Annotated in this window: 26 protein-coding genes; 13 read left to right on the top strand and 13 right to left on the bottom strand. The window is 72.6% G+C overall.

All coding sequences use genetic code 11. The features are described from left to right. Positions 1-4 precede the first annotated feature (4 nt). Complete coding sequence (locus ACWEPL_RS35140; protein WP_452438746.1) at positions 5-1,294, top strand: RNA-guided endonuclease InsQ/TnpB family protein; 1,290 nt, start codon at positions 5-7, stop codon at positions 1,292-1,294. 129 nt (positions 1,295-1,423) lie between these two features. On the opposite strand, the gene ACWEPL_RS35145 is transcribed toward ACWEPL_RS35140, so the two are convergent. Genes ACWEPL_RS35145 through ACWEPL_RS35155 form a run of 3 tightly spaced genes read right to left on the bottom strand, consistent with a single transcriptional unit; the run spans position 1,424 to position 3,510 of the window. Beyond that, positions 1,424-2,587: an RNA polymerase sigma factor gene (locus ACWEPL_RS35145; RefSeq protein WP_452438747.1), complete on the bottom strand. Its 1,164-nt coding sequence runs from the start codon at positions 2,585-2,587 to the stop codon at positions 1,424-1,426. 3 nt (positions 2,588-2,590) lie between these two features. Then, the gene (locus tag ACWEPL_RS35150; protein ID WP_350727648.1) at positions 2,591-2,929 is read right to left on the bottom strand and encodes a YciI family protein; all 339 of its coding nucleotides are present in this window, start codon (positions 2,927-2,929) and stop codon (positions 2,591-2,593) included. An 11-nt stretch (positions 2,930-2,940) separates the two neighbouring features. After that, on the bottom strand, positions 2,941-3,510 hold the full coding sequence (locus tag ACWEPL_RS35155; protein ID WP_350727649.1) for a dihydrofolate reductase family protein: 570 nt from the start codon (positions 3,508-3,510) through the stop codon (positions 2,941-2,943). Positions 3,511-3,810: 300 nt separating this feature from the next. Between ACWEPL_RS35155 and ACWEPL_RS35160 the strand changes: the two genes are divergently transcribed. Together ACWEPL_RS35160 and ACWEPL_RS35165 are read left to right on the top strand one after the other, a co-directional pair. After that, positions 3,811-4,497 (top strand): DivIVA domain-containing protein, encoded by a 687-nt coding sequence (locus tag ACWEPL_RS35160; RefSeq protein ID WP_350727650.1) that lies wholly within the window; start codon positions 3,811-3,813, stop codon positions 4,495-4,497. Positions 4,498-4,564: 67 nt separating this feature from the next. Beyond that, the gene (locus ACWEPL_RS35165; RefSeq protein ID WP_452438748.1) at positions 4,565-5,734 is read left to right on the top strand and encodes a hypothetical protein; all 1,170 of its coding nucleotides are present in this window, start codon (positions 4,565-4,567) and stop codon (positions 5,732-5,734) included. Between the two features lie 25 nt (positions 5,735-5,759). Here the strand turns inward: ACWEPL_RS35165 and ACWEPL_RS35170 are convergent, their stop codons facing one another. Continuing rightward, positions 5,760-6,359, bottom strand: a complete 600-nt coding sequence (locus ACWEPL_RS35170) for a TetR/AcrR family transcriptional regulator (RefSeq protein ID WP_363974865.1) — start codon at positions 6,357-6,359, stop codon at positions 5,760-5,762. An 86-nt stretch (positions 6,360-6,445) separates the two neighbouring features. Here ACWEPL_RS35170 and ACWEPL_RS35175 point away from each other — a divergent pair, with 86 nt between their 5' ends. The 3 genes from ACWEPL_RS35175 to ACWEPL_RS35185 all read left to right on the top strand — a co-directional run bounded on the left by ACWEPL_RS35175 (position 6,446) and on the right by ACWEPL_RS35185 (position 8,148). After that, entirely contained in the window at positions 6,446-7,018 is a 573-nt protein-coding gene (locus tag ACWEPL_RS35175; RefSeq protein WP_452438749.1) for a CGNR zinc finger domain-containing protein, read from the top strand. Continuing rightward, the gene (locus ACWEPL_RS35180; protein WP_452438750.1) at positions 7,018-7,563 is read left to right on the top strand and encodes a GNAT family N-acetyltransferase; all 546 of its coding nucleotides are present in this window, start codon (positions 7,018-7,020) and stop codon (positions 7,561-7,563) included. The genes ACWEPL_RS35175 and ACWEPL_RS35180 overlap by 1 nt, the downstream gene beginning before the upstream one ends. A 66-nt stretch (positions 7,564-7,629) precedes the next feature. Beyond that, complete coding sequence (locus ACWEPL_RS35185) at positions 7,630-8,148, top strand: nitroreductase family deazaflavin-dependent oxidoreductase (RefSeq protein WP_350727655.1); 519 nt, start codon at positions 7,630-7,632, stop codon at positions 8,146-8,148. A gap of 8 nt (positions 8,149-8,156) precedes the next feature. On the opposite strand, the gene ACWEPL_RS35190 is transcribed toward ACWEPL_RS35185, so the two are convergent. Beyond that, positions 8,157-9,242 carry a 1-aminocyclopropane-1-carboxylate deaminase/D-cysteine desulfhydrase gene (locus tag ACWEPL_RS35190; protein WP_350727656.1) on the bottom strand — a complete coding sequence of 362 codons (1,086 nt, stop codon included), beginning with the start codon at positions 9,240-9,242 and terminating at the stop codon, positions 8,157-8,159. 101 nt (positions 9,243-9,343) lie between these two features. Here ACWEPL_RS35190 and ACWEPL_RS35195 point away from each other — a divergent pair, with 101 nt between their 5' ends. Further along, on the top strand, positions 9,344-10,261 hold the full coding sequence (locus ACWEPL_RS35195; RefSeq protein WP_452438751.1) for a LysR family transcriptional regulator: 918 nt from the start codon (positions 9,344-9,346) through the stop codon (positions 10,259-10,261). Here the strand turns inward: ACWEPL_RS35195 and ACWEPL_RS35200 are convergent. Beyond that, the gene (locus ACWEPL_RS35200; protein WP_452438752.1) at positions 10,203-12,371 is read right to left on the bottom strand and encodes an ATP-binding protein; all 2,169 of its coding nucleotides are present in this window, start codon (positions 12,369-12,371) and stop codon (positions 10,203-10,205) included. The two genes, ACWEPL_RS35195 and ACWEPL_RS35200, sit on opposite strands and share 59 nt — an antisense overlap. Next, entirely contained in the window at positions 12,368-14,767 is a 2,400-nt protein-coding gene (locus ACWEPL_RS35205; protein ID WP_452438753.1) for an ATP-binding protein, read from the bottom strand. The genes ACWEPL_RS35200 and ACWEPL_RS35205 overlap by 4 nt, the downstream gene beginning before the upstream one ends. 290 nt (positions 14,768-15,057) lie before the next feature. On the opposite strand from ACWEPL_RS35205, the gene ACWEPL_RS35210 reads away from it, so the two are divergent. Together ACWEPL_RS35210 and ACWEPL_RS35215 are read left to right on the top strand one after the other, a co-directional pair. Next, the gene (locus ACWEPL_RS35210; protein WP_363974845.1) at positions 15,058-15,477 is read left to right on the top strand and encodes a DUF7144 family membrane protein; all 420 of its coding nucleotides are present in this window, start codon (positions 15,058-15,060) and stop codon (positions 15,475-15,477) included. A 123-nt stretch (positions 15,478-15,600) separates the two neighbouring features. Further along, on the top strand, positions 15,601-15,792 hold the full coding sequence (locus ACWEPL_RS35215) for a DUF5708 family protein (RefSeq protein WP_363974842.1): 192 nt from the start codon (positions 15,601-15,603) through the stop codon (positions 15,790-15,792). Between the two features lie 7 nt (positions 15,793-15,799). Here the strand turns inward: ACWEPL_RS35215 and ACWEPL_RS35220 are convergent, their stop codons facing one another. Continuing rightward, positions 15,800-16,405: a response regulator transcription factor gene (locus tag ACWEPL_RS35220; protein WP_452438754.1), complete on the bottom strand. Its 606-nt coding sequence runs from the start codon at positions 16,403-16,405 to the stop codon at positions 15,800-15,802. Positions 16,406-16,528: 123 nt separating this feature from the next. Here ACWEPL_RS35220 and ACWEPL_RS35225 point away from each other — a divergent pair, with 123 nt between their 5' ends. The 4 genes from ACWEPL_RS35225 (at position 16,529) to ACWEPL_RS35240 (ending at position 21,397) form a co-directional block, all read left to right on the top strand. Continuing rightward, complete coding sequence (locus tag ACWEPL_RS35225) at positions 16,529-18,388, top strand: serine hydrolase domain-containing protein (protein WP_452438755.1); 1,860 nt, start codon at positions 16,529-16,531, stop codon at positions 18,386-18,388. A 78-nt stretch (positions 18,389-18,466) separates the two neighbouring features. Continuing rightward, positions 18,467-20,161: a sensor histidine kinase gene (locus tag ACWEPL_RS35230; RefSeq protein ID WP_452438756.1), complete on the top strand. Its 1,695-nt coding sequence runs from the start codon at positions 18,467-18,469 to the stop codon at positions 20,159-20,161. A 76-nt stretch (positions 20,162-20,237) separates the two neighbouring features. Continuing rightward, positions 20,238-20,663 carry a hypothetical protein gene (locus tag ACWEPL_RS35235; protein WP_363974830.1) on the top strand — a complete coding sequence of 142 codons (426 nt, stop codon included), beginning with the start codon at positions 20,238-20,240 and terminating at the stop codon, positions 20,661-20,663. A gap of 68 nt (positions 20,664-20,731) precedes the next feature. Continuing rightward, positions 20,732-21,397 (top strand): hypothetical protein, encoded by a 666-nt coding sequence (locus tag ACWEPL_RS35240; RefSeq protein ID WP_452438757.1) that lies wholly within the window; start codon positions 20,732-20,734, stop codon positions 21,395-21,397. Positions 21,398-21,402: 5 nt separating this feature from the next. Here the strand turns inward: ACWEPL_RS35240 and pcaG are convergent, their stop codons facing one another. Genes pcaG through ACWEPL_RS35265 form a run of 5 tightly spaced genes read right to left on the bottom strand, consistent with a single transcriptional unit; the run spans position 21,403 to position 25,203 of the window. Further along, complete coding sequence (gene pcaG / locus ACWEPL_RS35245) at positions 21,403-21,927, bottom strand: protocatechuate 3,4-dioxygenase subunit alpha (protein ID WP_452438758.1); 525 nt, start codon at positions 21,925-21,927, stop codon at positions 21,403-21,405. Further along, complete coding sequence (pcaH, locus tag ACWEPL_RS35250) at positions 21,924-22,676, bottom strand: protocatechuate 3,4-dioxygenase subunit beta (RefSeq protein WP_350727668.1); 753 nt, start codon at positions 22,674-22,676, stop codon at positions 21,924-21,926. Before pcaH ends, pcaG begins: the two co-directional genes overlap by 4 nt. A 6-nt stretch (positions 22,677-22,682) precedes the next feature. Further along, on the bottom strand, positions 22,683-23,828 hold the full coding sequence (locus ACWEPL_RS35255) for a thiolase family protein (RefSeq protein ID WP_452438759.1): 1,146 nt from the start codon (positions 23,826-23,828) through the stop codon (positions 22,683-22,685). Continuing rightward, positions 23,825-24,454 (bottom strand): CoA transferase subunit B, encoded by a 630-nt coding sequence (locus ACWEPL_RS35260; RefSeq protein WP_363974818.1) that lies wholly within the window; start codon positions 24,452-24,454, stop codon positions 23,825-23,827. The genes ACWEPL_RS35255 and ACWEPL_RS35260 overlap by 4 nt, the downstream gene beginning before the upstream one ends. Beyond that, complete coding sequence (locus tag ACWEPL_RS35265; RefSeq protein WP_452438760.1) at positions 24,451-25,203, bottom strand: CoA transferase subunit A; 753 nt, start codon at positions 25,201-25,203, stop codon at positions 24,451-24,453. The genes ACWEPL_RS35260 and ACWEPL_RS35265 overlap by 4 nt, the downstream gene beginning before the upstream one ends. Positions 25,204-25,243 lie beyond the last annotated feature (40 nt).

A 25,243-nucleotide genomic window follows, 5' to 3' on the forward strand; every position in this document is an offset into this window, starting at 1 on the left:
GCGGATGCTGACCGGACGTAAGTACCGCCTGGACCTGGCCCCCGGCCAGGCAGAGTTCGCCGAGCGGATCGGCGGCGCTTGCCGCAGTGCGTGGAACACGGCGCTGGAGCAGCGCCGCACCTACCGCCGTCGGGACGCGTGGATCGGTTACCACGAACAGGCTCGTCAACTGGCTGAGGCCAAGGGCGAGTTCGCGTGGCTGGCAGAGGTGCCCGGCCATTGCCTTCAGCAGACGCTCATCGACCTGGACCAGGCCTGTTCCCGGCACGGGACCTGGAAGGTCCGCTGGAAGTCCAAGGCCAGGACGCGGCCGTCGTTCCGGTTCCCCGAGGGCGCCAAGATCGCCATCGAGCGGCTCAACCGGCGCTGGGCACGGGCCAAACTCCCCAAGCTCGGCTGGGTCCGCTGCCGCATCACCCGCCCGCTCGGCGGCACGGTCAAGAACGCCACCGTCAGCCGGGACGGCACGCACTGGTATGTCAGTTTCCTCGTCGAGGACGGCGTGGTCACGCCGGAGCGGCATGCCAATCCGGGTAGCGCCGTTGGTATCGACCGGGGCGTGGCCAAGGTCGTCACCCGCTCGGACGGCATCTTCCACCACCAGGTCTTCGCCCGCGAGCGGGAGGTCGAACACGCCGCCACGCTCCAGCGTCGCCTGGCCCGCACGCAGAAGGGCTCGGCCCGGCGCAAGCACGCCGCCGCCAAGCTCGGCAAGGCGCTGGCGAAGGTGCGGCGTCGCCGCGCTGACTTCGCCGCCAAGACCGCCCACGCTCTGGCCGTCGGCTTCGAGCTGATCGTGTTCGAGGCCCTGGCGACCAAGAGCATGACCGCCGGGGTGGCACCCAGGCCGGACCCCGGACAGCCGGGCGCGTTCCTGCCCAACGGGGCCGCGAGCAAGTCCGGTCTGAACCGGTCCATCCTGGACAAGGGCTGGCACCGGATCGAGTTGGCCACCCGTAGCAAGGCCCGTTACACGGGCGCCCGCGTGATCACTGTCCATCCGGCGTACACCAGTCAGACGTGCAACGTGTGCACGGTGGTGGATCGGAAGTCCCGCGAGAGCCAAGCGGTCTTCCGGTGTACCTCGTGCGGCCACGCCGAGCATGCCGACGTGAACGCCGCCAAGAACATCCTCACCGCCGGGAGGGCGGAGTTCGTGCAGCCCAGACCGGATGTACGAGCTGGGGCGCGCAAACCACGCGACCGCGTGGGCCGAAAGGCCAACCGCCAAGCAACAGCGACCCAGGCCACCGCGCAGACGGAGCCCGAGCTGGCTGAAATCCCCCGATTTTAGTTCGTGGGGAGCACTTCAACAGCCCCACCAGGAACCCTTTGACCCTGTGGGCGAAGACAGGCGGCATAGCCGCGAACTCCGGCGACTACGAATACAGCCCCGCCACGATCTTGCTCTCCGGCACGCGGGTCAGAGCTCGCCGAGGCGGCGGGTGAGGAAGCGGCGCTCGGCCTCCGTCGTGGCCAGGTCGAGCGCCCTCCGGTACGCCGCCCGCGCCCCCGCGGTGTCGTCCAGGCGACGCAGCAACTCGGCCCGGGTGGAGTGGAAGTACCGGTAGCCGTCGAGACCGAGCCCGTCCACGATCGCCAGCGCCGCCCGCGGCCCGTCGACCTCGGCGACCGCCACCGCGCGGTTGAGCTCGACCACGGCCGAGCCCGTCAGCTCCCGCAGCCGGTCATAGAGCGCGGCGACGGCCCGCCAGTCGATCCGCTCCTCGGTCTGCAGCGCCGCGATGGCCGCCTGCACCACGTAGGCGCCGCGGGCCCCGAGCGCGAGGGCGCGGTCGAGCAGCGCCTGCCCCTCCTCGATCTGAGCCGCGTCCCACAGGCGGCGATCCTGCTCGTGCAGCAGGACGATCTCGCCGTCGCGGACCCGGGCGGCGCGCCGCGAGTCGTGCAGCAGCATCAGCGCCAGCAGTCCGGCGGCCTCGGGCTCGCCGGGCACGAGCTCGACCAGGATCCGGGCCAGCCGGACGGCCTCGGCCGCCAGATCGGCCCGGCCGTCGCCGTACCCCTGGTTGAAGATGAGGTAGAGCACGGAGAGCACCGCCTCCAGGCGGGCGGGCAGCAGGTGCTCCCGGGGGATCCCGAACGGGATCCCGGCCGCGCGGATCTTGTCGCGCGCCCGGGAGAGCCGCCGCTTCATCGTCTCGTCGCTCACCAGGAACGCCCGGGCGATCTCCGGGGTGGACAGGCCGCCCAGGGCCCGCAGGGTGAGCGCGACCTGGGCCTCGTCCGCCAGGGCCGGATGGCAGCACAGGAAGAACAGTTCGAGCCGTTCGTCGGGGACCGCCGACTCGTCCATCGTCATCTCCTCGCCCGGCTCCGGCCGGTCCAGCAGTCGGAGCTTGTCCGCATACGTACGGTCCCGGCGAAGGCGGTCGATCGCCCGGCGGCGTCCGGTCACCACGAGCCAGGCCCCGGGATTGTCCGGGACCCCGTCGCGGGCCCAGCGCTCGGCCGCGACGGCGAACGCCTCCTGAGCGGCCTCCTCGGCCACGTCGACGTCGCCGGTGTAGCTCACCAGGGCGGCGAACACGCGGGCCCACTGGTCGCGGAAGATCTCCTCGAGCACCGGCTACCGCTCCACCAGCGGCCGCACCTCGACCGATCCGCCGAGGCGGGCGGCGGGGACGCGGGCGGCCAGCTCCAGCGCGTCGTCGAGGTCGTCCGCCTCGACGATGTAGAACCCGCCGAAGATCTCCTTGGTGTCGGCGAACGGCCCGTCGGTCATCAGCGTCCGGCCGCCCTGGACCCGGACGGTGGTCGCGGTCTCGGCCGGTTGGAGCCGCTCGCCCGAGATCATGCGCTCGTCCTGCATCAGCGCGACGTACTCGGCGGTGATGGCGGCGCGCTCGTCGGCGGTGAGCCCGTCGTACGCTCCGGGCCGCTCGTTGATCAGCAGTGCGTATCTCACGGTGGTCTCCTTCACGCCGCCGCGTCGCGGCCGTAGACGAGGCGGACGGCCTGACCCATGCGTTCGGCGGACTCCAGAGCCAGGCCGAGGGGCCGGTCATCCTGATCGAACAGGCGGTGTCCCCGGCCCAGCACGGTCGGGAACACCAGCAGCCGATATTCGTCGACCAGGTCATGCGCCCGCAGCGCGGCGACGACGCTGCCGCTGCCGGCGACCACGATATCCCGTTCCCGCCTGCGCCCGGCCACCTCCTCGATCAGGTCGCCCCGCAGGAGGGAGGAGTTGCTCCACCCCTCGACGCCGTCCGACGAGCGCGAGGCGACGAGCTTGGGGATGGCGTTCATCTTCCGGGAGAACTCGTCGTCCCTGCCGGGCCAGATGCGGGAGAAGCGCTGCCAGGTGGCGCGGCCCAGCAGCATGGCCCCGGTGTCCAGCACCTCGCCGAGCGCGAACTTATCGCCGGCCACCGACTCGGGCCCGTACCGGAAGGCCCAGCCTCCCCACGGCGTCCCGTCCGCCCCGTCCGGGTCCTCGATGACCATGTCGAGGGAGACGAACTCGATGACGATCAGCTTGCCCATGTCCTTGAACCTTCCTCGTAGCCGGTTGCTCGGCAGGAGGACGGACGGGTCGGGCCCGGGGGGACAGGCCGTCGATGTGACCCTGGTCACATCCGAAGCGGCCTTTACTCGTGAGCGGCTGCCCACATGTTTAAGCACACGGTAACGTGTCAACTACTGTGCGTATAGAATGCCTGGTTGGACGGTCAAGGTTTCGCACCGGTTCCCCCCGATCCGGGGCACCCCTCCATGCCCCGGGGCCGGTGCGGGCGCGCCCGGCCGCTCCAGCGCTGACGGTGAAAGGTTCGGTGAAACTCCGTCATGCACATCGAGCACGAAGACCACGTCTACGGCCTCCCGATCCCGCACGGCCATGCCGTCGGCGACGGCTTCGTCACCGTGCCGGCCCAGGCCGCCGGCCCCGGCCAGCTCACGCTGCTGACCCCCACCGCCGTGCACCACCAGGTCTTCACCGTGGTCCGGTTGCGGGCCGGCTACGACCTGGCCGAGGTGGACGCGTTCCTGTCCACCGTGGAGACCACGATCAGCCTGCTCTGGCAGGACAACGCCCACCTACGGGAGCGTCTCGCCGCCGCCACCCCCGCCCCGGCCGACATGCTGGCCGCCGCGGAGGAGAGCGCGCGGGAGACCGTCGAGGTCGCCCGGCACGAGGCTCGGCAGACCGTCGAGGCCGCCCGGGAGGAGGCGCGGGAGACCGTCGAAGCCGCCAGGCAGGAGGCGCGCCACATGCTGACCGAGGCCCGCGCCGGCGCCGAACGGGTGCGGCTCGATGCCGCCGCCGCGGCCGAGGCGCTGACCAGGACCGCCCGCCTGGCCTATCAGGAGGCCATCGAGGAGCAGTTCAACGAATTCGACGCCGTCCTCGCCGACCACGGCAGGCAACTGCAGGACAGCCTGCACACCCAGCTCGGCCGGTTGCGCACGGTCCTGGAGGACGTCGCGACGCCCGGCCACGGCACGCACACCGGCCCTCTCGCGGCTCAGTGATCGATCACCGCACACCAGCCAGAAAGGCCGTCACATGTTCTTGCCGCTCGGGGGGTCAGTACTGCCGTTGCCGGCGCGCGACGCGGCCATGGGCGCCGCCATGCCGGTCTGGACGGTGTGGGCCGCCGTGGGCCTGGTGGCCCTGTCCACGCTGGCCGGCGCCCACCTGGCGCAGCGCAAGGCCGACAGGATCAGCGTCTGGCTGGCCGTCGCCTCGGCGCTCATGCTCATCACCGCACTGACCGACGTGATGCCCGATGCCTGGCGGGAGGCCGTGGCGACCCATGTGCCCGTGTGGCTGGTGGCGCTGGCCGGGCTGTTCGGGTACGTCGTCATCACGCACTTCACCCGCCACGGGTGCGCCCACCAGCACGACGTGGGCCGGCGTGCCCGGCACGCCCCCGGCATGCACCGGCGGGTCGAGCAGGCCGTCAGTGCCGCCGTGTACGGGGGAGTGGGCACCGCCGTCGCGCTGAGCCTGCACCGCATGATCGAGGGCGCCACCCTGGTGCTGGCCGCCTCGATCATCGTCGTGGCCGCGCTCATGATCCACTCGGCCGGTGAAGGGGTGGCCCTGACGGCCATGCTCGACCTGGCCCGCAAGCCGCTGGCTCCCTGGCTGGCGCTGGCCTGCCTCAGCCCGGCGGCCGGCGTCGTGCTGGCCAGCGTGGCGCCGCTGCCGCCGCAGAGCGTGCCGATCCTGCTGGGCGTGCTCACCGGCGTGCTGCTGCGTACCGCGATGGTCGGGCTGCAGATGGCCCGCGCCAGCGGCCGGCTGCCGCGCCGCCAGGTCGTCGTGGTGGCGACCGGCGTGCTGGCCGTGGGCGGCCTGCTGGTCACCGCCCAGACCATGCTCCCCGGCGCGCTCCCCGCCCCGGCCGTCCCGGTCGCCGCCGCCCGCCTGGGCGCGCCGCCCACCCCGCAGCCGCACCCGCCGTCCCCGAGGCCCAAGCCGACGACCGGACCCGAACCGATGACGGCCGGCGAGCTGCGCACCGCCGTCGCGGCCGGGCGGCTCGGCCTGGAGGCCCTGCTGTCGCGCACCGACCTGGCCACCATCGGGGCCGACGTGGAGACGGTGCTGCGGGCCCTGCCCGGGCGCAGCGCCACCGAGATCACCCGCGTGCTGCGCAGGGGCAGGATCCTCAGCGGCGCCAGCATCGGGGACCTCACCCTGCGCCAGCGCCACTACCTCCTCCTCGCCCTCGGCGCCATCCCGGCGAGCCCGGCAGGATGAGCCGCAGCGCCTATCAGGGGGCCTATCAGGGGGCCCGGCCGGTGAGGTAGCGCTGCAGCGTCGGCGCCACCCAGGCGATGAGCTCGTCGGGAGAGGACGAGACCAGCGCGTCCACCCGTACGGCGTAGCGGGTGATGGCCAGCCCCACGAGCTGGCCGGCCGCGAGCGCCGCGCGCAGCTCGGGCTGGTCCACGCCGAGCTTCCTGGTGACCTTGCCGAGCATGTCGTTGGCGAGGAACTCCCTGATCAGGGCGGCCGCGTGCGCGTTCGTGGCGGCCGAGCGCATCAGGCCCAGCACCGGGCCGGGCCGGTCCACCGCGCCGAGCAGGCCGAGGACGTATCCGGCCAGCCGCTCCCCGAGCTTGCCGCGGGGCCCGTCCAGCAGCATGGCCACGGCCTGCTCGGGCTGGAACACCGACGTCACGACCGCGCTGAACAGCTGCTCCTTGCCGCCGAAGAACCGGCGCACGAGCGCCGGGTCCACGCCGGCGTCCGCGGCCACCTGGCGCATGCTGGTGGCCTCGTAGCCGCCTGAGCTGAAGGCCCTGGCCGCCGCGGCGACGATCTCTTCCCTGGTGGTCGAGGCTCCCGGCCGCCGCCCGGTCCTGCCTGTGCGTTCCTCCACGGCCGCCAAGTTATATCCCCGTACAGGGACTTGCTACCCCTATAATCAGATGCTGACGGTTACCGTGCTCTGCTAGCGTCAGCATCGTGACGGCAGTCGAGTTCCCGATCCTCGGGACGGAACCTCTCGCGGTGGAGCTGGCCAACACGCTGTACGGCGCGGGGGAGGCGCGGATCGACTTCCTGCCGGACGCCCGGCGGGTCGGCGAGTGGTTCGCCCAGGTCTCCGAACGCCATGGGGTCGCGGTCCCGATGGGTCCGCACGCGGCCCGGGTGCGGATGTTGCGCGACTGCGTGCACGCCCTGCTGTCGGCCGCCGTCGAGGGGCGCGTTCCCGACGCGGCGCCGGTCCGGCGGGTCAACGACTTCACGGCGGCGGCGCCGACGTACCTGTGGCTCGACTGGAGCGGCGGCGCGCCGGCCTCGCGCTGGGCCGACACCGTCACCGGCCCGGCCGCCGTGCTCGGGAGCATCGCCACCTGCTGCGTCGAGCTGCTGACCGGCCCCCAGGCGGATCGGGTACGCCGCTGCCAGGGCCCCGGCTGCTCGCTGTTCTTCGTCCAGAACCACCCCCGCCGGCGCTGGTGCCACCCCTCGTGCGGTCACCGCGACCGCCAGGCCCGCTACTACCGCCGGCAGCACACCCCAGGAGCGTCCTGATGATCACATGGCGTCGGCTCGGCCAGGAGGACTTCCCCCTGCTGCGTACGTGGCTGGAGCAGCCGCACGTGGCGCTGTGGTGGAACCACGAGACCTCGATGGAGGCGGTGACCCGCGACTTCGGCCCCGCCGCCCGCGGGGAGGAGCCGTCGGAGGACCTGCTCGTGTTCCTCGACGGCCGGCCGCTCGGCCTGGTCCAGCGGTCGCGGTACGCGGACTACCCCGACTACCTGGCCGAACTGGCGACGATCACCCCCGTCCCCGACGGCGCGGTGAGCATCGACTACCTGATCGGCGACCCCGGCCAGGTCGGCCGGGGCCTGGGCCCGGAGATGATCCGCTCGGTGATCGAGCGGACCTGGACGGAGATCCCCGGCTCGTCCTGCGTGCTGGTCCCCGTCTCGGCGGCCAACCGCGCGTCGTGGCGGGCGCTGGAGAAGGCCGGGATGCGCCGGGTGGCCGAGGGCGAGCTCGAGCCCGACAACCCGATCCACGATCGCGCCCACTACGTCTACCGGATCGACCGGCCGGCCGACCCCGAGTAGACCAATCGCTTGGTTGGGCAGTATTCTTGGCCCCCGTCGGCAGCGCAACGAGGACGTGAGGGCACCGTGGTCGAGCAGCAGCAGTCCAGCGGCGGTTTCATGGCACGCGTCAGCACCGCGCTCCGCCCGTTCTTCCAGTGGCTCGCGGGCACGAGGGGCTTCGCGCGGGTCGCGCCCAAGATCGTCCCGCCTCTTGATCGCTTCGTCAATCGGGTGACGGGCGGCCGCGTGCTCATGGGGGACCAGATGATCCCCCACCTGCTGCTCACCACGACCGGCAGCAAGTCAGGGCAGGAGCGCCAGAGCCCGCTGGCCTGCCTGCCCGAGGACGGCGGCACGTTCCTGGTGGTCGGCAGCAACTTCGGCAGGGAGCACCACCCGGCCTGGAGCGGCAACCTGCTCAAGACCCCGCAGGCCACCGTGACCTTCCGCGGGCGGGTCATCCCCGTCACGGCCGCCCTGCTCGCCGGGGCCGACCGCGAGCAGGCCTGGCAGGCGCTCACCGGCTTCTGGCCGCTGTACGACGGCTACACCGAGCGCTCCGGCCGCGAGCTGCGCGTCTTCCGCCTGTCCCCGCGCTCCTGACCGCCCGCTTACCGGCCGCCGGCCACGTCGCCGACGACCTGCGGGATCTCGAACAGGTTGGCGGTGTCCCCGGTGTGCAGGAACGCCACGTTCCGGCCCGGCTCGACCCGCCCCGAGCGCACGTGGTCGAGCAGCCCCGCGAAGCCCTTGCCCGTGTAGACGGGGCCCATGAACACGCCGTCCGACCGGGCCAGCTCCTTGATGGCGGCGACGCCTTCCGGCGAGGGCACCGCGTAGTCCTCGCCGATGAACCGTTCGTCGACGTCGATCTCGGCGCGGATGACCTCGTCGGCGGGGACCGGGACCTCGAGCAGCTTGAGGATGTGCTTCACGCGGTCGACGATCACCTCGACGTTGATCCAGTTCCCGGGCCGGTAGTCGCAGATCGCGATGGAGCGCACGACGACCGGGCTCCCCGTCACCAGCTTCGCCGCGATCAGGCCCGGCAGCGCCGTGCCCGTGCCCGCGGTGTGGTAGAGGTAGTCGAGCCGGACCCCGGACGCCCCGGCCTGCTGGATCATCTCCGTGAACGTCAGCGTGTGCGCCACGAAGCCGTACGGATGCGCGCCGCCGGTGGGCACGATCAGCGCCTTGTGCCCCTGAGCCTCCAGCTCGGCCTTGCGGGCGGTCATCGCGTCGGCGATGCGCTGCTGCTCGTCGGCCGTGTCCCAGTAGGCGCCGCCCCGGGTGGGCAGGTAGTGCGTCTCCACGTCCATGATCTTGCTCAGCAGCAGGTTGCCGCGGTACTCCGCGAGCTCGCCGTGGCGTCCTTCGTCCCGGGTGAGGAAGAGGATCGGCGTGAGCCCGGCCGCCCGGCAGGCGGCGGCGAACTGCATGCCGGAGTTCGTCAGGTAGACGCCCTGCGTGATGAGGTGCGTGACGCCGTCCTCCAGGGCCTGGCCGATGATGAACTCGGCCAGGCGGGTCTTGCTCCCGCTGATGGTGCCGGGCCCCGCCAGGTCCTCCCGCTTGAGGAAGAAGCCGGCCCCGTAGGCGGCCGACAGATTGTCCAGGCGGTGGAAGGGCGTCGGGTAGAAGCCGATCCGCCTGCGGGGCAGCCGGTCGACCAGCGCGTCAAGGGCGGCGAGGTCCATGGTGGAAACCCTTCTTCAGGCGACGTGCCTCCATGCTCCATCAGCCCGACCATAAGCACCAGCAAAGTCTGCTAAGCCTGACATTAGGTAGGCTAATGCTCGTGCCCGGACAACTGGAGCCCCGCCTCCTGGCCACGCTGGAGGCCGTCGTCCGGCTGGGCTCGTTCGCGGCGGCCGCCGAGGAGCTCGGCTACACGCAGGGGGCCGTCTCCCAGCAGATCGCCGACCTCGAACGGCGGGCGGGGCTGCGGCTCCTGGACCGACGTCCCGTACGCCCCACCGCCGCCGGCACCGTCCTCCTGCGGGCCGAAGAGGCGGTCCGGGCGGCGATGACCCGGGCCCGGACGGAGCTGGAGGCCCTGAACGCCGGGCAGTCGGGCGAGGTGCGGCTGGGCGCCTTCGTCTCGGCTGCGGCCGGCCTCGTCCCGCCGGCCCTGGCCGCGTTCCGCCGGGCCTGCCCGGGTGTGCGGGTCACACTGAGCCAGTACGAGACCGAGGACGCCTACCAGCGGCTGCTCCGCGGCGACCTCGACCTCGCGGTCACCTTCGACTACAGCTGGTTCCCCCTGCCGCCGCCACCGGGCCTGCGGCGCTCGCTCATCGGCCGCGACCCGGTCATGGTCGCGCTCCCCGCCCGCCACGCCCTGGCCGGGCGCACGTCGCTGAGCCTGGCCGACCTGGCCGGCGAGGCGTGGATCGGCACCCCCGTCACCGGCCCCACGCTCGGCCCCCTCGCGGAGCTGGCCCGCTCCGCGGGCTTCCGTCCCCGGCTCGCCTTCGAGGGCGACGACTTCAGGACGGTGCTGCAACTCGTCGCCCACGAGCTCGGCATCGCCGTGCTGCCCGCGCTGGCGCTCACGGACACGGTGGACGGCGTCGTCGCCCGCGCCATCGCCGAGGAGCCCCTCGTACGCTTCCTGTACTGCTGCCGGATCGACACGGCCGGGGCGCCGGCCATCGTCACCCGGCTGGAGACGTGCCTGACCGAGGCCGCCGCCGGCCTCCCACGGCCGTCGTGACGGGCGGTTTCGAACCCCGGACGCCCCGCCGCCCCGACCGCTCCCGCAGCGCGCCGCTCACCGCGTAGGCCGCGGCCCGCTGCGGCCCCAACCGCGACCCCTGGCGGAACGCCGTCGCGAACGCCGACCGGCCCAGCGCCGCGCGGGCCTGCTTCGTGCAACGCTCGTGCGAGGTCGCGTGGTAGCTGATCCACTCGGGCGAGGTCCCCACCGCCTGCCACATCGCGTGCGCCGCCCCCAGCAGCGCGGCGGCCCGGTCGTGCTCGTCCCGCGCGCCCGCGAGCCAGGCCAGCATCTCCAGGCACTGGGTCAGGCACCACCGGTCGTTGATCCTCCCGGTGAACTCGGTGGCCGCCGTCAGCAACGCCTCCGCGCGCCCGCGCTCGCCCAGATTCCAGTGCGCGACACCCAGCGCGAGCTGCGCGTACGCGCGGAAGACCAGGGCCCGCCGGCTCTCACACAGGGTCAGGAGCCGCTCGCCGAACTCGCTCGCCTGGCGGGGATCCTCGGTCGAGCCGTACGCGGCCCCGACGTAGAGGTTGAACATGATGCCGTCGATGTCGCCCATGGCCTCGTGGAGGGCGAGGGACTCGCGGATCAGCGCCAGGCCGCGCCGGGCGTCGCCGGTGTAGAACGCCGCGACGCCCGAACTGCGGATGCCGTGCGCCACGAGCTGCTCGTCACCCTCCCGCCGGGCGAAGGCGATGAATTCCTCCAGCCGCCGCGTGGCGGTCACGGCCTGGCCCTGGCGCAGGGAGAGCAGGCTGTCGGCCCAGACCGCCAACGCACGGCACCGGCTGCCCTCCGGCACCAGTTCCAGGCCGCGTCCCAGCCAGTAGCGGCCCTCCACGAACGATCCGGTCAGGAGCCAGAAGCACCACATCGCCGACGCGGCCTCCAGCTCCATCGGCGCCAGCGTGGGGTCGCTCAGGCACATCTCCAGGGCGACGCGGATGTTGGGCAGCTCCCGCTGCAGGAGCAGGTAGCGGTCCAGCTGCTCGGGGACCATCCGGTCGATCCGGTGCTCCGTCACCAGGTCCCGGTAGTGCTCGGCGTAACGCCGGCGCAGCCGACGCTCCTCGGGAGGCGGCAGCTGCTCGCAGCCGTACGCGCGCAGGGCCTCCGGCATGCGGTATCTGGAGCCCTCCCTGACCAGGACCGACTTGTCCACCAGCCCGGTCAGGTGGTCGAGCACGTCGAGCCGGTCGATGCCGTCGCCGGAGCACACCGCCTCGGCGGTCTCCAGGTCGGCCCCGGAGGGGAACAGCCCCAGCCGCGCCCACAGCCGCCGCTCCCCGGCCGAGCAGAGGCGGAAGCTCCACTCCATGGTCGCGCGCATCGTCTGGTGGCGGGGCAGGGCGGTGGGCGTCTTCGCGACCAGCACGTCGAAGCGCTCCTCCAGCTCCCGCGCCAGGCGTTCGAGCGGCATGGAACGCAGCCGGACCGCCGCCAGCTCGATCGCCAGCGGGATGCCCTCCAGGCGCCGGACCAGCTCCGCCACGGGCGCCACGTTGCGCGCGTTCAGCCGGAAGCCGGGCACGGCGCCCGCCGCGCGCGCCACGAACAGCCGGACGGAGTCGTGGCGGCCGATCTCCCTGACCGTGTGGCCGCAACCCGGGCCGGGATCGGGAGTGGACAGCGGAGCGACCGTCAGCACCTGCTCGCCGGAGACCCGCAGCGTCTGCCTGCTGGTCGCCAGGACCTGCAGCCGGGGCGCGGAGCGCAGCAGCCGGTCCACGAACCGGGCGCAGACCGCGCTCAGGTGCTCGCAGTTGTCCAGGACCAGCAGCATCCGCTTGCGGGACAGGTAGTCCACCAGCACGCCCATGGGGTCGCGGCGCACGTCACGCAACCCCAGCGCCATGGCGACCTCCGACTCCAGCAGATCGCCCGTCTCCAAAGTGGCCAGCTCGACCACCTCGACCCCGTCCTGGTAGGTGTCCCGCAGCAGCTCCGCGGCCCTGAGCGCCAGCCGGGTCTTGCCGACGCCGCCCGCGCCCGTCAAGGTGAGCAGCCGGGACCTGCCCAGCAGCTTCCGCACCGTGGACAGCTCCTGGGCCCGCCCGACGAAGGTGGACTTGTCGGTCAGAACGCCGGCGCCGGACCTCATGGGGTGCCCCCGGGAAGCAGGCCCTGCTCGCCGACCCAGGCCGCGATCTGGGAGCGCGAGTTGAACCCGAGCTTGGTCAGGATGTGCTCGACGTGTCCCTCGGCCGTGCGCTGGGCGATCACGAGCGAGGAGGCGATGGCCTTGTTGGTCATGCCCTGGGCGACGAGCCGGGCGATCTCCATCTCCCTCCGGGTGAGCGGCGAGGCCGGGGCCGCCGCCGCGGGCTTGGCCGGTTTCACGCTCTCGCACATCGCGTACGCGAGCGCGTCGGCCGGGGTGAGCTCGGTGCCCCGGCGGAAGGCGGCCTCGAACTTCTCCTCGCCGAGGCGCTCGCGCGCCAGCGCCTCGGAGGCGTCGTGGTGGCCGGACAGGTAGCCGAACGGGGGAGCGCCGAACGACCGCCAGCGCTCCTGCGAGGCCCCGAACAGCACGGCGGCGCGCTCGGGCGTGCCGTCGGCGGCCATCCACGCCAGCGCCTCGATGCACAGGGCGGTGCCCAGCCGGTCGTCGAAGGGCCGCTTGAGCCGGATGGCCTCGCGCTCCATCTCGACCGCCCTGGCCACGTCGCCCTCCCGCCACACCTCGATCCCGTACACCCACAGCGTGTACGACCTGAACCAGTGGTCCGCGCGGGCCTCGCAGGCCTCCAGGCCCTCTTTGAAACGCGTGACGGCCTCGTCGGGATGGCCGAGGAGCGAGTGGGCGGTGGCCAGGTACAGCAGCGTGTTCACCACCCCCATCGGGGCGTCCGCCTCGCGGTAGCCCGCCACCGCCTCCTCCAGCAGGGCCGCCGCGACGGTGATGTCGCGCTGGAGCAGGGTCGCCAGGCCGGAGACGTAGGAGATCTCGGCGGGGATCGCCGCGCCGTCGAGCCGCTTCGCCAGCTCGCGGGCCTCCTCGAGCATGTCCGCCGCCAGCGCGAAGTCGCTCTGCAGCACCGCCAGCCGCGCGTTGACGCACAGCGCGTTGGCGCGCGCGGTCGCCGCCGCGTCACCTGCCGCCGGACCTGCCGCCGGACCTGCCGCCGGACCTGCCGCTGGGCCCGCCGGAGGGGCCGCCGCGTCGCCCGTCGCGAGCAGGCGGTCGAGCCAGTCGCGGGGCTCCCGCAGCGACCCGGTCGCGATCCAGTAGAACCGCAGCGCCGTGGCGATGGCCAGGCCGCGCACCGCCTCGCCCGGCGTCGTGAGGCAGTAGTCGAGGGCGCTGCGGATGTTGCCGTGCTCGGCGCGCAGGCGGTTGAACCAGGCCACCTGGTCGGGGCCGAACCACTCTCGCTGCCCGCGGCTCGCGAGGTCCGCGAACCAGTCGCGGTGCCGGGCCCGCAGCGCCGCCTCGTCGCCCGACTCGCGCAGCCGGTCACGGCCGTACTGGCGGATCGTCTCCAGCAGCCGGTAGCGCACCGTGGTCTGGTCGCCCTCGCGGGCCAGCACCGACTTGCCCACCAGGCCGACCACCAGATCGACGACCTCGTCCGGCTCGATGCCGTCGCCGGCGCACACGTGCTCGGCCGCCTCCAGGTCCAGACCGCCGGAGAACACCGACAGCCGGGCCCAGAGCAGCCGCTCCTGCTCGGTGCAGAGGCCGTAGCTCCAGTCGATCAGCGCCCGCAGCGTCTGCTGGCGGGGCATCGCGGTACGCGCCCCCATCGTGAGCAGCCGGAACCGGTCGTCCAGCCGGGCCAGCAGCTGCTCCACGGAGATCGCCCGCAGCCGGACGGCCGCCAGCTCGATCGCCAGCGGGATGCCGTCCAGCCGCCGTACGATCCGCGCCACGCTGTCCTGGTTGTCGTCGGTGACCTCGAACCCCGGCAGCACGGACTGGGACCGGTCGGCGAACAGCCGGATCGCGTCGAACTGTTTCAGCGAATCCGTGGACGACCGCGAACCGTCGAAATCCGGCATGGGCATCGGCGGAACAGGCATCATCTGCTCGCCCACGACGCCGAGCGTCTGCCGGCTCGTGGCCAGGATCCGCAGACCGGGCGCGGCGCGCATGAGCGTTTCGGCCACCGCGGCGCATTCGTCCAGCAGGTGCTCGCAGTTGTCCAGGATGAGGAGCATTCTCTTGTCACGCAGATGATCCGTGAGCACCTCTATGGAGGGCCGTACAGAACGGTCCTGGATTTCCAGGCATTCCATCACCGTCTGCACCAGCAATTCGGGGCTCTCCAGCCCCGCGAGCTCGACCAGCCACACGCCGTCGGGGTAGCTGCGCCGCAGGTCGAAGCCGACCCGCATGGCGAGGCGGGTCTTGCCGACGCCACCGACGCCGATCAGGGTCACCAGCCTGGCATCGGACAGCAGCCGCTTGACCTCGGCGATTTCGTGCCGCCTGCCGATGAAGCTGTTGAGCTCGGCGGGCAGGTGACACGAAACGTTCGGTGCGGTTGTGGTCATGAATGCTCCAACGGCTCCGGTGCTCGGATCACCGCGCCTCCGGTGCCCGAGCTTCCACTCCCAGATTATTCGGTGAAGGTACCCCTCGCACTTTGTCGGTTCCGCGCGGGTGCAGTCGGTCAAGCAAATCCCCATTTTCCCGAAAAATTGGGAAAAGTCGGTGGCTAAATGGCGGCGCACTTTACCAATGCGAGGACATAGCTTTGCCCGGCGGGATTTTGTCTTTAGACATCTCGGGCATGGATGCAGACGGCGACCCGGAGTTTCAACTCGCCGGGAAGGAGACGATCATGGCGACGTCAACGTCACCGTTCGCATTCCACCGTGGTGGTTACTCGGGCTGGCTCGGATTCGCCGGCACCCTCTCGATGGTGCTGGGCGTCTTCAACATCATCGAGGGCGTCATAGCCCTGTTCAAGACGTACTTCTTCGTCACGCCCGGAGGCCGCCTCCTGGTGTGGAACTACACCGCCTGGGGCGTGATCTGGCTGGCGATCGGCGTCCTGATGTTCGCGGTGGGGCTCGGCGTGCTGGCCGGGCAGACCTGGGCCCGCTGGACCGGGGTCGTCCTGGCCGGGCTGGCGATGATCGGCCACTTCGCCTTCATGGTGGCCTTCCCGCTCTGGTCGGTGATCGCGATCGCGCTCTGCGCCCTGGTCATGTACGGCCTCATCGCGCCGCCCAAGGGGGCCACCGGCGTTCCCACGTGACGATCACGAGGTCCCATGGCGTCACCCGAAGGATGTACACCGATCTCCTCAGCGGGCAGGAAGCCTGGAGACCCGGGCCGTCGCTAGCGTTGCTGGAAACGGCCCTGATCGAAAGAGGTCCCCATGGCTCCTGCCCGCAAGACGTTCCTCACCGGACTGGCGGTCCTCGTCATCGGGCTCGCGCTGTGGCTGTTCGGGACCGACGTCGAGATCGTGGTGTTCACCCCGTCGAAGATCGGCGTGGTCATGATGGTGCTCGGCGCGATCGAGGCCGCGTACGGGCTCTACCGGATGGCCCGGAGCGAGCGCGCCTGACGGCGGGTCAGAGCCAGCCGGCCTCGGTGGCGATGCGGACCGCGTCCAGCCGGTTGCGGGCGTCGAGCTTGGTGACGATCGCCCCCAGGTAGTTGCGTACCGTGCCCCTGGTCAGGTGGAGCGCGGCGGCGATCTCCGGGAGGTCGTCGCCGTCGGCGGCCCGGCGCAGCACGTCCACCTCGCGCGGTGACAGCGGGTTCGCCCTGGCCGCGATGGTGGCCGCGGCGAGGGCGGGGTCGACCACCGTCTCGCCCGCGTGGACGCGGCGCACGGCCGCGGCGAGGTCGGCGGGCGGCGCGTCCTTCAGCATGAACCCCTGGACGCCGGCCGCCAGCGCCCTGCGCAGCACCTCCGGGCGGCCCAGCTGGGTGAGGACGAGCACACGGCAGCCGGGGACCCGTTGGCGGAGCGCGGCGGCGGCCTCGATGCCGTCGATGCCGGGCATCTGCACGTCCAGCACGGCCACGTCGGGCCGGTGCGCCAGCGCCGCGGGCAGCACCGCGTCCCCGTCCGCCGCCTCGGCGACGACCTCGATGTCGGGCTCCAGGCGCAGGAGCGAGGCGAGCGCCCCGCGGATGAGATGCAGGTCCTCGGCCAGCAGCACCCGGATCACTCTCGACTCCCCCCGAAGCTCGGGGACCATGATATTTCCGATGTCCGGTTCGTGCGTTTCACATGCCGGATCGAGGTGCCTGGCACTGGTCCGGGACCGGCCGGGTTCGCGATCTTGGGAGGCATGCAGAAAGCCCTGTTCCCCGGCCTGGCGACCGCGCTGGCGACCGCACTGATGACCGGGCTGCTGGTGTGCGGCCTGTCCGGCGGGGCCGCCGCCGCCTCCACCGACCTGGAGGACGTCGGAACTCTGGTCGACCAGGTGGTGCCCGCCCAGCTCGCCGCGCACGGGATCCCCGGCGCGGCGGTCACGGTGGTGTCGGGCGGCCGGCAGGTCTTCTCCCGCGGGTACGGCTACGCCGACCTGGCCGGGCGCGTTCCGGTGGACGCGGCCCGCACGGGGTTCTTCACCGCCTCGACGGCCAAGACCTTCACCGCGATCGCCGCGCTCCAGCTCGTCCAGGAGGGCAAGCTCGACCTGCGCGCCGACGTCAACACGTACCTGAAGACCTTCAAGATCGAGAACACCTTCCCCGGGCGGCCGGTCACCCTGGAGCACCTGCTGACCCATACGGCCGGCTTCGCGGACAGCGTGCTCGGCTCGTCCTGGGAGGATCCCGGCGCCGCCGAGCCCCTGGCCGAGGTCGTCAAGAACGGCCGGCCGGAGCGGGTGCGCCCGCCGGGGACCGTCCTCGCCTACGACAACTACGCCTACAACCTCGCGGGCTACCTGGTCGAGGTGGCCTCGGGACGGCCGTTCGCCGAGTACGTGCGCTCGCGCATCCTCGGGCCGCTGGGCATGGAGGGCACGTCGTTCAAGGCGCCGCTGCCCGCCACCCTGCTCGGCACCCTGGCCCGGGGATACAACGGGGACGTTCCGTACAAGCGCTACTACGGGTCGCCCGCCTCCGGGACCGGGCCCGTCACCACCGCCGCCGACATGGGTCGGCTGATGATCGCGCTGCTGGGCGACGACCCCCGCCTGGGCAGGAACGTCGGCACGACCATGATGACCCGCCACTACACGCAGGACGACCGGCTCCCCGGCATGGGGTACGGCCTGGAGGAGACGGCCAGGAACGGGCGCCGGATCTTCTCCAAGGGCGGCGACATCAACGGCTTCCACCACGTCCTGGCCCTGCTGCCCGACCAGAGGACCGGCGTGTACGCCGTCTACAACGGCGAGGACTCCGCGGCCGCCGCCGCCGAGCTGGTCGACCGGATCGTCGACCGCCACTTCCCCGGCAAGCCGGAGCAGCCGCGGCCGGTGCGCGGGGACACCTCGGCGTACGCGGGGACGTACACCTCGACCCGGATCCGCGGCGACCTGCTGAGGTTCGGCGCGCTGTTCGGCAACGTGACCGTGGAGGCGGCGGGGGACGGGACGATCACCACGACGGGCCTGTCCCGTGACCCCGCCAGACCCGTGCAGACGTGGCAGCTCGTCGGGCCGGGGCTGTTCGCCGAGCGGGGCGGCCAGGAGCGCATCGCCTTCGACGGTCATGGGCTGCTCGCGGGCGGCCATCAGGAGGAGGCGGCCACGTTCGAACGCTCGGCCGCCGGCCTGCACGTGTGGCTGGTCTACGCGGGCCTGGCCGCGTTCGTGCTCGCCGGGCTCGGGATGCCGGCCGCGGCGCTCGTCCGCAGGCTCCGGGGCAGGCCCGCCCGGCACCGGGCCGCGTGGTGGCTGGCCTGGCTGACCGGCGTGCTCGTCCTGGTCTTCGCGTACGGCCTCGCCGTCACGATCGTCATCGCGCCGACCGACGCCATCTTCCTCGGGTCCCCGCTGCTCACGGCCGCCCTGATCGCCTCGTCCACGGCGTTCGTGCTCAGCGGCGGGGTCCTGGCCTGCTCGGCGGGAGCCTGGTGGAAGGGCTGGTGGGGACCGGCCGGGCGGATCTCCTACACGGCCTTCGCGCTCGTCTCGGCGGGCTTCATGGCCGTCGCGTACGCGTACCACATGGTCGGGGGCGTGTTCGGCTGATCCCCGCCCGGGTCCCGAACCCGCGCTGTGGGATGCTTGGCCGCGAAACGGTGAAGGTCGTCTCGCGGTGGGGATCGAGTGTCCACGCTCATCATCCTGGTCGTGCTCCTGCTCCTGGTGATCCCCCCGGCCGCAGGACTGCCGGGCGTGCCGGCGCTGCTCTCCCTCGCTCTGCAACTGCTGTGCTCGCTGCCGCGGACCCGGCGGCTGCGGGGCTGGTGGCTGGTGGCCGGCCAGGCGGCGCTGTTCGCCTGGATGGGGCCGGTGCCGTTCGGCGGGCCGTCGGCGTTCTTCGCCGCCTCCGTCCTCCTGGTCGCCCGCGGGCCGCTGCGGTGGGTGCTCTTCGGCGGCGTGACGGCCGCCGCGGGCGTCGTGAACCTCGGCGCCGACGCCTACGTCTGGGTCAACGCGGTGGGCAACACGGCCACGCAGGGGCTGGTCGTGTTCGCCCTCACGCGGCTCAGCGACCTGCGCGACGAGCTCCACGCCACCCGGGCCGAGCTGGCCGCGCGCTCGGTGGCCGAGGAGCGCGAGCGGGCCGGCCACGACCTGGACGCGGTGCTCGGGTCCACGCTGTCCCGCGTCATCGGGCTGGCCGCCGCCGGGCGGGCCGTGGAGATCCCGCCGCTGACCCGGCGGGCCGCGCGGCAGGTCAGGCAGCGCCCCGAACCGCCGCCGATCCCGCCGCCCGGCGACCTGACCCCGCGGCTCGCGCTGCCCATCCTGACGGTGGTCTACCTGTGGGTCCCCGTCGCCGCGATCATCGTCATCGCCCGCGCGCCGGTGCCGGCCGGGCTGCGGGTGGCGTACTGGGCCGCGGTCATCGCGGTGGTCGCGCTGCAGGCGTACCACGCGCTGCCGCGGCCTCCCGGCGTCCGGCCGAGGCACGCCGCCTGGACGCTGCCCGCACAGCTGCTGCTCGCATGGCTGCCGCTGCTCGAACCGGACCGCCCCTACTACCAGCTCGTCGGCTGGGCCGCCGCCGCCCTGCTGATCGTGATCCCCGCGCCGCGCCTGGCGTGGGCGCTGTACGCGGCGGTGGTGGCGAGCGTGCCCGCGGTGCTGCTGGCCCGGTCCGGCTCGGCCGCGGGCATACCGGCGGCCCTGGTGGAGGTGGTCGGCCTGTCGGCGATGTTCTACGGGCTGACCGCCGTGACGCGGCTGGTCTACCAGGTACGCGAGTCGCGGCTGGCGCTCGCCGGGCTGGCCGCGGCCCGGGAGCGGCGCAGGATCGCCCAGGACGTCCACGACCTGATCGGCTACGGCCTGTCCGCGATCACCGTCAAGGCCGAGCTGGCCGCCCGCGACCCCGCCCGCGCCGAGGCCGAGCTGGCCGGCATCGTCACCGTGGCCCGCACCGCGCTGGCCGACCTGCGCGCCATCCCCGGGGACGGCGAACCCGGGCTCAGCCTGCGCGCCGAGCTGGCCTCCGCCCGCGAGGTCCTCGAGGCGACCGGCGTGACCGTGGAGATCGACCCCGATCACGCACCCCTGCCCGCCGGCGTCGACGCCCTGCTCGCCGTCGTGGTCCGCGAGGCGGCCACCAACGTGCTGCGGCACAGCGAGGCCCGCCACGTGACGATCGCCCTGACCACCGGCGACGACCTCGTACGGCTGCGCATGGACAACGACGGCGTCACCGGCCGCCCCGCCGAGCCCGGCCAGGGCGTCGCCAACCTCACCGCCCGCCTCGCCGCCCGGGGCGGCCGCCTCACGACCGCCTCCCGGGATCACCGCTTCCGGCTCGACGCGACCGTGCCCGCGCGACGCTGACCCGATTGTCACATTCGCGGGGGCTACGACGTCTTGTCTGTGTAGACGCGTCTTACCGGACAGCGAGGTGAGCCCCTTGATCCCCTATACCGATCCCAACGCCTGGCGGATCGCCATGGACGCCAGCGAGGCGACGCTCCCGGCCGGTCTCGGGAGCGGCGACTTCGACGGTTCCTTCTACCTGAGCCCGGCCGGGTCGCTGGCGGGCTTCACGCTGCGGCTCTCCCTGCCCGGGGCGCCGGAGCTCCTGTGGGAGTCGGTGAGCCTGGAGGGCGGATCCGAGGTCCGCGGGAGCAGCCGGCTGCTGCTGGACGGGCGGGCGGCCCGCGCCGACGTGTCGGGGTTCTGCGCGCGGGTGCCCGTGGGGCAGACCGGGAGCTCGTACCTGAAGATCGTCCTCACGGCCAGGTTCTCGCCCCTGCGGCTGCGCTGGCCCAGGTGGCGGCTGCGGCCGGTGACGCTGCGCCTGTTCACCGAGATCCGCCCCGCCGAGTCCGGGTGACTCTGGATGCTTCGCAAATGTACGAAGCGTCACGGCACAACGGGCGATCCCGGCTAACCTGCCGTCTCATGATGTACGGCCCCCAGCAGCAGCCACCGCAGCGGTTCAACGCCCCCTACCCCCCGCAGCAGCAGCCCGCCTTCGCGCCGCCTCCCGTGGTGATCGACGTCGGCGGCGACGCCAAGGTGAAGGCGCTGATCGGCGGCTCCGTCGCGGGGGCCATCGGGCTCATGGCGGTCTTCTCGGCGCTCACCGGGCAGACGACGGGCGGCGCGGGTTCCGCGGTCGCCGTCCTGGTCCTCGGGCTGAGCTTCCTGTTCATCGGGCTGCTGCCGATCATCACCTGGCGCAAGCTCAGCCGGCCGCGCAAGCTCGTCTTCGACGTCCACGGCGTGCGCTGGGACGACCCCCAGGGCCGCCCGTGGGCGGCCCCGTGGGCCGAGCTGTCCGGGGTGGGCATCTCGCGCACGCAGCAGCGCCGCGTCAAGCCGGCCGACTACATCATGCGCAAGACGATGGTCCGCCTCGACCTCTTCCCGGCCGACCCGGGCTTCCGCGCGCGCCATCGCGACATGGAGCACCTGTGGGAGTTCCACACGGTCAAGAACGGCTACCGGCTCCCGCTGGGCTCGAACCCCAAGTACATCCCGGTCATCGAGCACGCCATGCGCCAGTACCGCCCGGCCATCTACCTGGGCATCCGCGACGAGGGCTTCATGGTGGGCCTGGTCTGAGGAGATCAGCCGAAGTCCAGGAAGACGGTCTCCTCGTCGCCCTGCAGGTGGATGTCGAACCGGTAGACGCCCGTACGCTCCTCCACGGGCACCAGCGTCCGCCCGCGCTCCGGCGGCAGCGAGCCGAGGAAGGCGTCCTGGGTGAAGTAGATGCGGGTGTAGAGGTGGTGGAGCAGGCCGCGGGCGAACACGCAGACGCTGATGTAGCCGTTGCCGGGCGGGAGCGTGCGCAGGGCCCAGCCGCCGTCGGCGTCGGTGGCCACCCGGCCGAACCCGGTGAAGTCGACGCCGCTCCTGCCCAGCAGCACGCCGGTGACCTGGTCGCGCCGGAGCGTGCCCGGCGCGCCCACGAGGCCGCCGGACGGGTCGGCCTGCCAGAACTCCAGCAGCGCGTCGGGCACCGGCTCGCCCGCGCCGTCGTAGACGTGGCCGTGGACGGTGATCCCGCCGTCGGCGACGTCGCCGCCGCGGGGGATCGGCAGCGCGTAGCCGTAGAACGGGCCCACGGTCTGCGAGGGGGTGGGGTTCATCGGCCTTCCTCCATCCAGGTCGCGGCGGGGCCGTCCAGCACGATGTCCCACCGGTAGCCCAGCGACCACTCCGGCACGGACAGGTCGTGGTCGTACGCGGAGACCAGCCGCTGCCTGGCCCGCTCGTCGGTGACGGAGTTGAGCACGGGGTCGTATCGGAACAGCGGGTCGTTCGGGAAGTACATCTGGGTCACCAGCCGCTGCGTGAAGGCCGTGCCGAACACCGAGAAGTGGATGTGCGCCGGTCGCCAGGCGTTGACATGGTTGCGCCACGGGTACGCGCCGGGCTTGATCGTGGTGAAGGCGTAGCGGCCCTCGTCGTCGGTCAGGCAGCGGCCCACGCCGGAGAAGTTGGGGTCGAGCGGCGCGGGATGATCGTCACGCTGGTGGAGGTAGCGGCCCGAGGCGTTGGCCTGCCAGACCTCCACGAGCTGGCCGCGTACCGGGCGGCCGTCGCGGTCCAGCACCCGCCCCTGGACGGTGATCCGCTCGCCGAGCGGCTCGCCGGCGTGCTGCCTGGTCAGGTCCGCGTCGAACGGCGCGACGTCGGCGACGCCGAAGACCGGCCCGGCCAGCTCCGCCGCCTCCGGGTCCTTCAGCGCGACGAGCGGCTGCTTGGGGTGGCGCAGCACGCTGCTGCGGTAGGGGGCGAAGTCGCGATCGGGATGGTCGGCCTCCGCGCCTTCGCGGGCCTTGTGGACCTCGGCGATCTCGCGGTCGATGTCGGCTTGGGTGAGGGGTGGGGTCATCTGCGGCTACCTTTCCAGGACGACGGCCAGGCCCTGGCCGACGCCGATACAGAGGGACGCGAGCCCGGTGCCGGAGCCGGCGGCGGCGAGCCGGTGGGCCAGGGTGCCGGTGATGCGGGCGCCGGAGGCCCCGAGCGGGTGGCCCAGGGCGATGGCGCCGCCGTCGGGGTTGACGATGGCGGGGTCGAGGTCGGGCAGCTCGGCCAGGCAGCCGAGCACCTGCGCGGCGAACGCCTCGTTCAGCTCGGCCGACGCAAGGTCGCCGAACCCCTTGCCCGCCCTGGCCAGGGCCCTGCGCGACGCCTCGACCGGGCCGAGCCCGAAGTGGCGGGGTTCGAGCGCACTGGCCGCGCCGGCGACGATCCTGGCCAGCGGTTCGCGGCCGCGCAGCCCCGCCTCGTCGGTCAGCAGCAGGGCGGCCGCGCCGTCGTTGAGCGGGGAGGAGTTGCCCGCGGTGACCGTGCCGCCCTGGCGGAAGACGGGCTTGAGCCGGGCGAGCTGGTCGGGGCCGGTGTCCTCGCGGATGCTCTCGTCCCTGGCCAGGCCCCCGATGGGGACGATCTCGCGCTCGAACGACGCCTTGGCCGCCTTCTGGTGGCTGGCCAGCGCGTACGCGTCCTGCTCCGCCCTGGCGACGCCGTGCAGGTCGGCGATCAGCTCGGCGCCCTCGCCCAGCGGCACGGTGTGCTCGGCGGGCATCTGCGGGTTGACCAGCCGCCAGCCGAGCGTCGTGGAGACCAGCTCCTGCCCGCCGGCCGGGAACGCCCTGTCCGGCTTGGGCAGCACCCACGGCGCGCGGGTCATCGACTCCACGCCGCCGGCGATCACCGTGGAGGCGTCGCCGAGGGCGATCATGCGGTACCCCTGGATGACGGCCTCCATGCCGGACCCGCACAGCCGGTTCACGGTCACGCCCGGAGTGGTCACGGGCAGGCCGGCGAGCAGCGCGGCCATGCGGGCGACGTTGCGGTTCTCCTCGCCGGCGCCGTTGGCGTTGCCGAGGATCACCTCGTCGGGGGCCTCCACGCCGTTGCGCTCGGCGACGGCCCTGACGACGTGGGCGGCCAGGTCGTCGGGACGGATGCCGGACAGCGCCCCGCCGTGGCGGCCGAAGGGCGTGCGGACGGCGTCCACGATGTAGACGGTGTTCATACGGCTACCTCCGCTTCCGTGCGGTCGCGCAGGTCGGCCACGCTCACCCCGGGCGCGGTCTCGACCAGCCTCAGCCCGTCCCCGGTGACGTCGAGGACGCCGAGGTCGGTGATGATCCGGTGCACGCACTCCTTCCCCGTGAGGGGCAGCGAGCACTCCTTGACGATCTTCGGCGTGCCGTCCTTGGCGGTGTGGTCCATGATCACGATGACCCGGCCCGCGCCGTGGACCAGGTCCATCGCCCCGCCCATGCCCTTGACCAGCTTCCCGGGCACCATCCAGTTGGCCAGGTCGCCCCGCGCCGAGACCTGCATCGCGCCCAGCACCGCCACGTCGATGTGGCCGCCCCGGATCATCCCGAACGACAGCGACGAGTCGAAGAACGCCGCCCCCGGGAGCACGGTCACGGTCTCCTTGCCGGCGTTGATCAGGTCGGGGTCCAGCGCGTCGGGGGCGGGGTAGGGGCCGACGCCGAGGATGCCGTTCTCCGAGTGCAGGATGACGTCCACATCGGGCGGCAGGAACGACGGGATGCGGGTGGGCAGCCCGATGCCGAGGTTGACGTAGTCGCCGTCGCGCAGCTCGGCCGCCGCCCGCGCGACCATCTCGTCCCTGGTCCAGCTCATGAGGTGACCGTCCTCTTCTCGATGGCCTTGTCGGTCGCCTGCTCGGGGGTCAGGATGAGGACGCGCTGGACGAACACGCCGGGCAGGTGCACCTCGTCCGGCTCCAGCTCGGTCAGCTCCTCGACCTCGGCGACCGTGACCCGCCCGGCCATCGCGGCGAGGGGGTTGAAGTTGCGGGCGGCCTTGTTGAAGACCAGGTTGCCGAAGCGGTCCCCCTTGGCGGCCCGCACCAGCGCGAAGTCGGTGGTGATGCTGCGCTCCAGCACGTAGGAGCGGCCGTCGAACTCGCGGACCTCCTTCGGCGGCGAGGCCACCGCGATCGACCCGTCCGGGTTGTGGCGCAAGGGCAGGCCGCCGTCGGCGATCGGCGTGCCGACCCCGGCGGGGGTGTAGAAGGCGGGGACGCCGGCGCCGCCCGCCCGCAGTCGCTCGGCCAGGCTGCCCTGCGGGGTCAGCTCCACCTCCAGCTCCCCGGCGAGGTACTGGCGGGCGAACTCCTTGTTGTCGCCGATGTAGGAGGCCGTCACGCGGGCGATGCGGCGGGCCGCCAGCAGGATGCCGAGGCCGCCGCCGTCCACCCCGCAGTTGTTCGACACCACGCCGATCCCCGTCACGCCGGTGGCGTAGAGGGCCTGGATCAGGACGTTGGGGATGCCGCTGAGCCCGAAGCCGCCGACCGCGAACGACGCGCCGTCCGACACGCCGGCCAGCGCCTCCTCCGCGGTCGCGACCACTTTGTCTCTCCGCACGACGCTCCATTCATCGGGAGTGTTCGCATAGTGAACTTTA

This window comes from Nonomuraea sp. NPDC004186 (genome assembly GCF_053603495.1).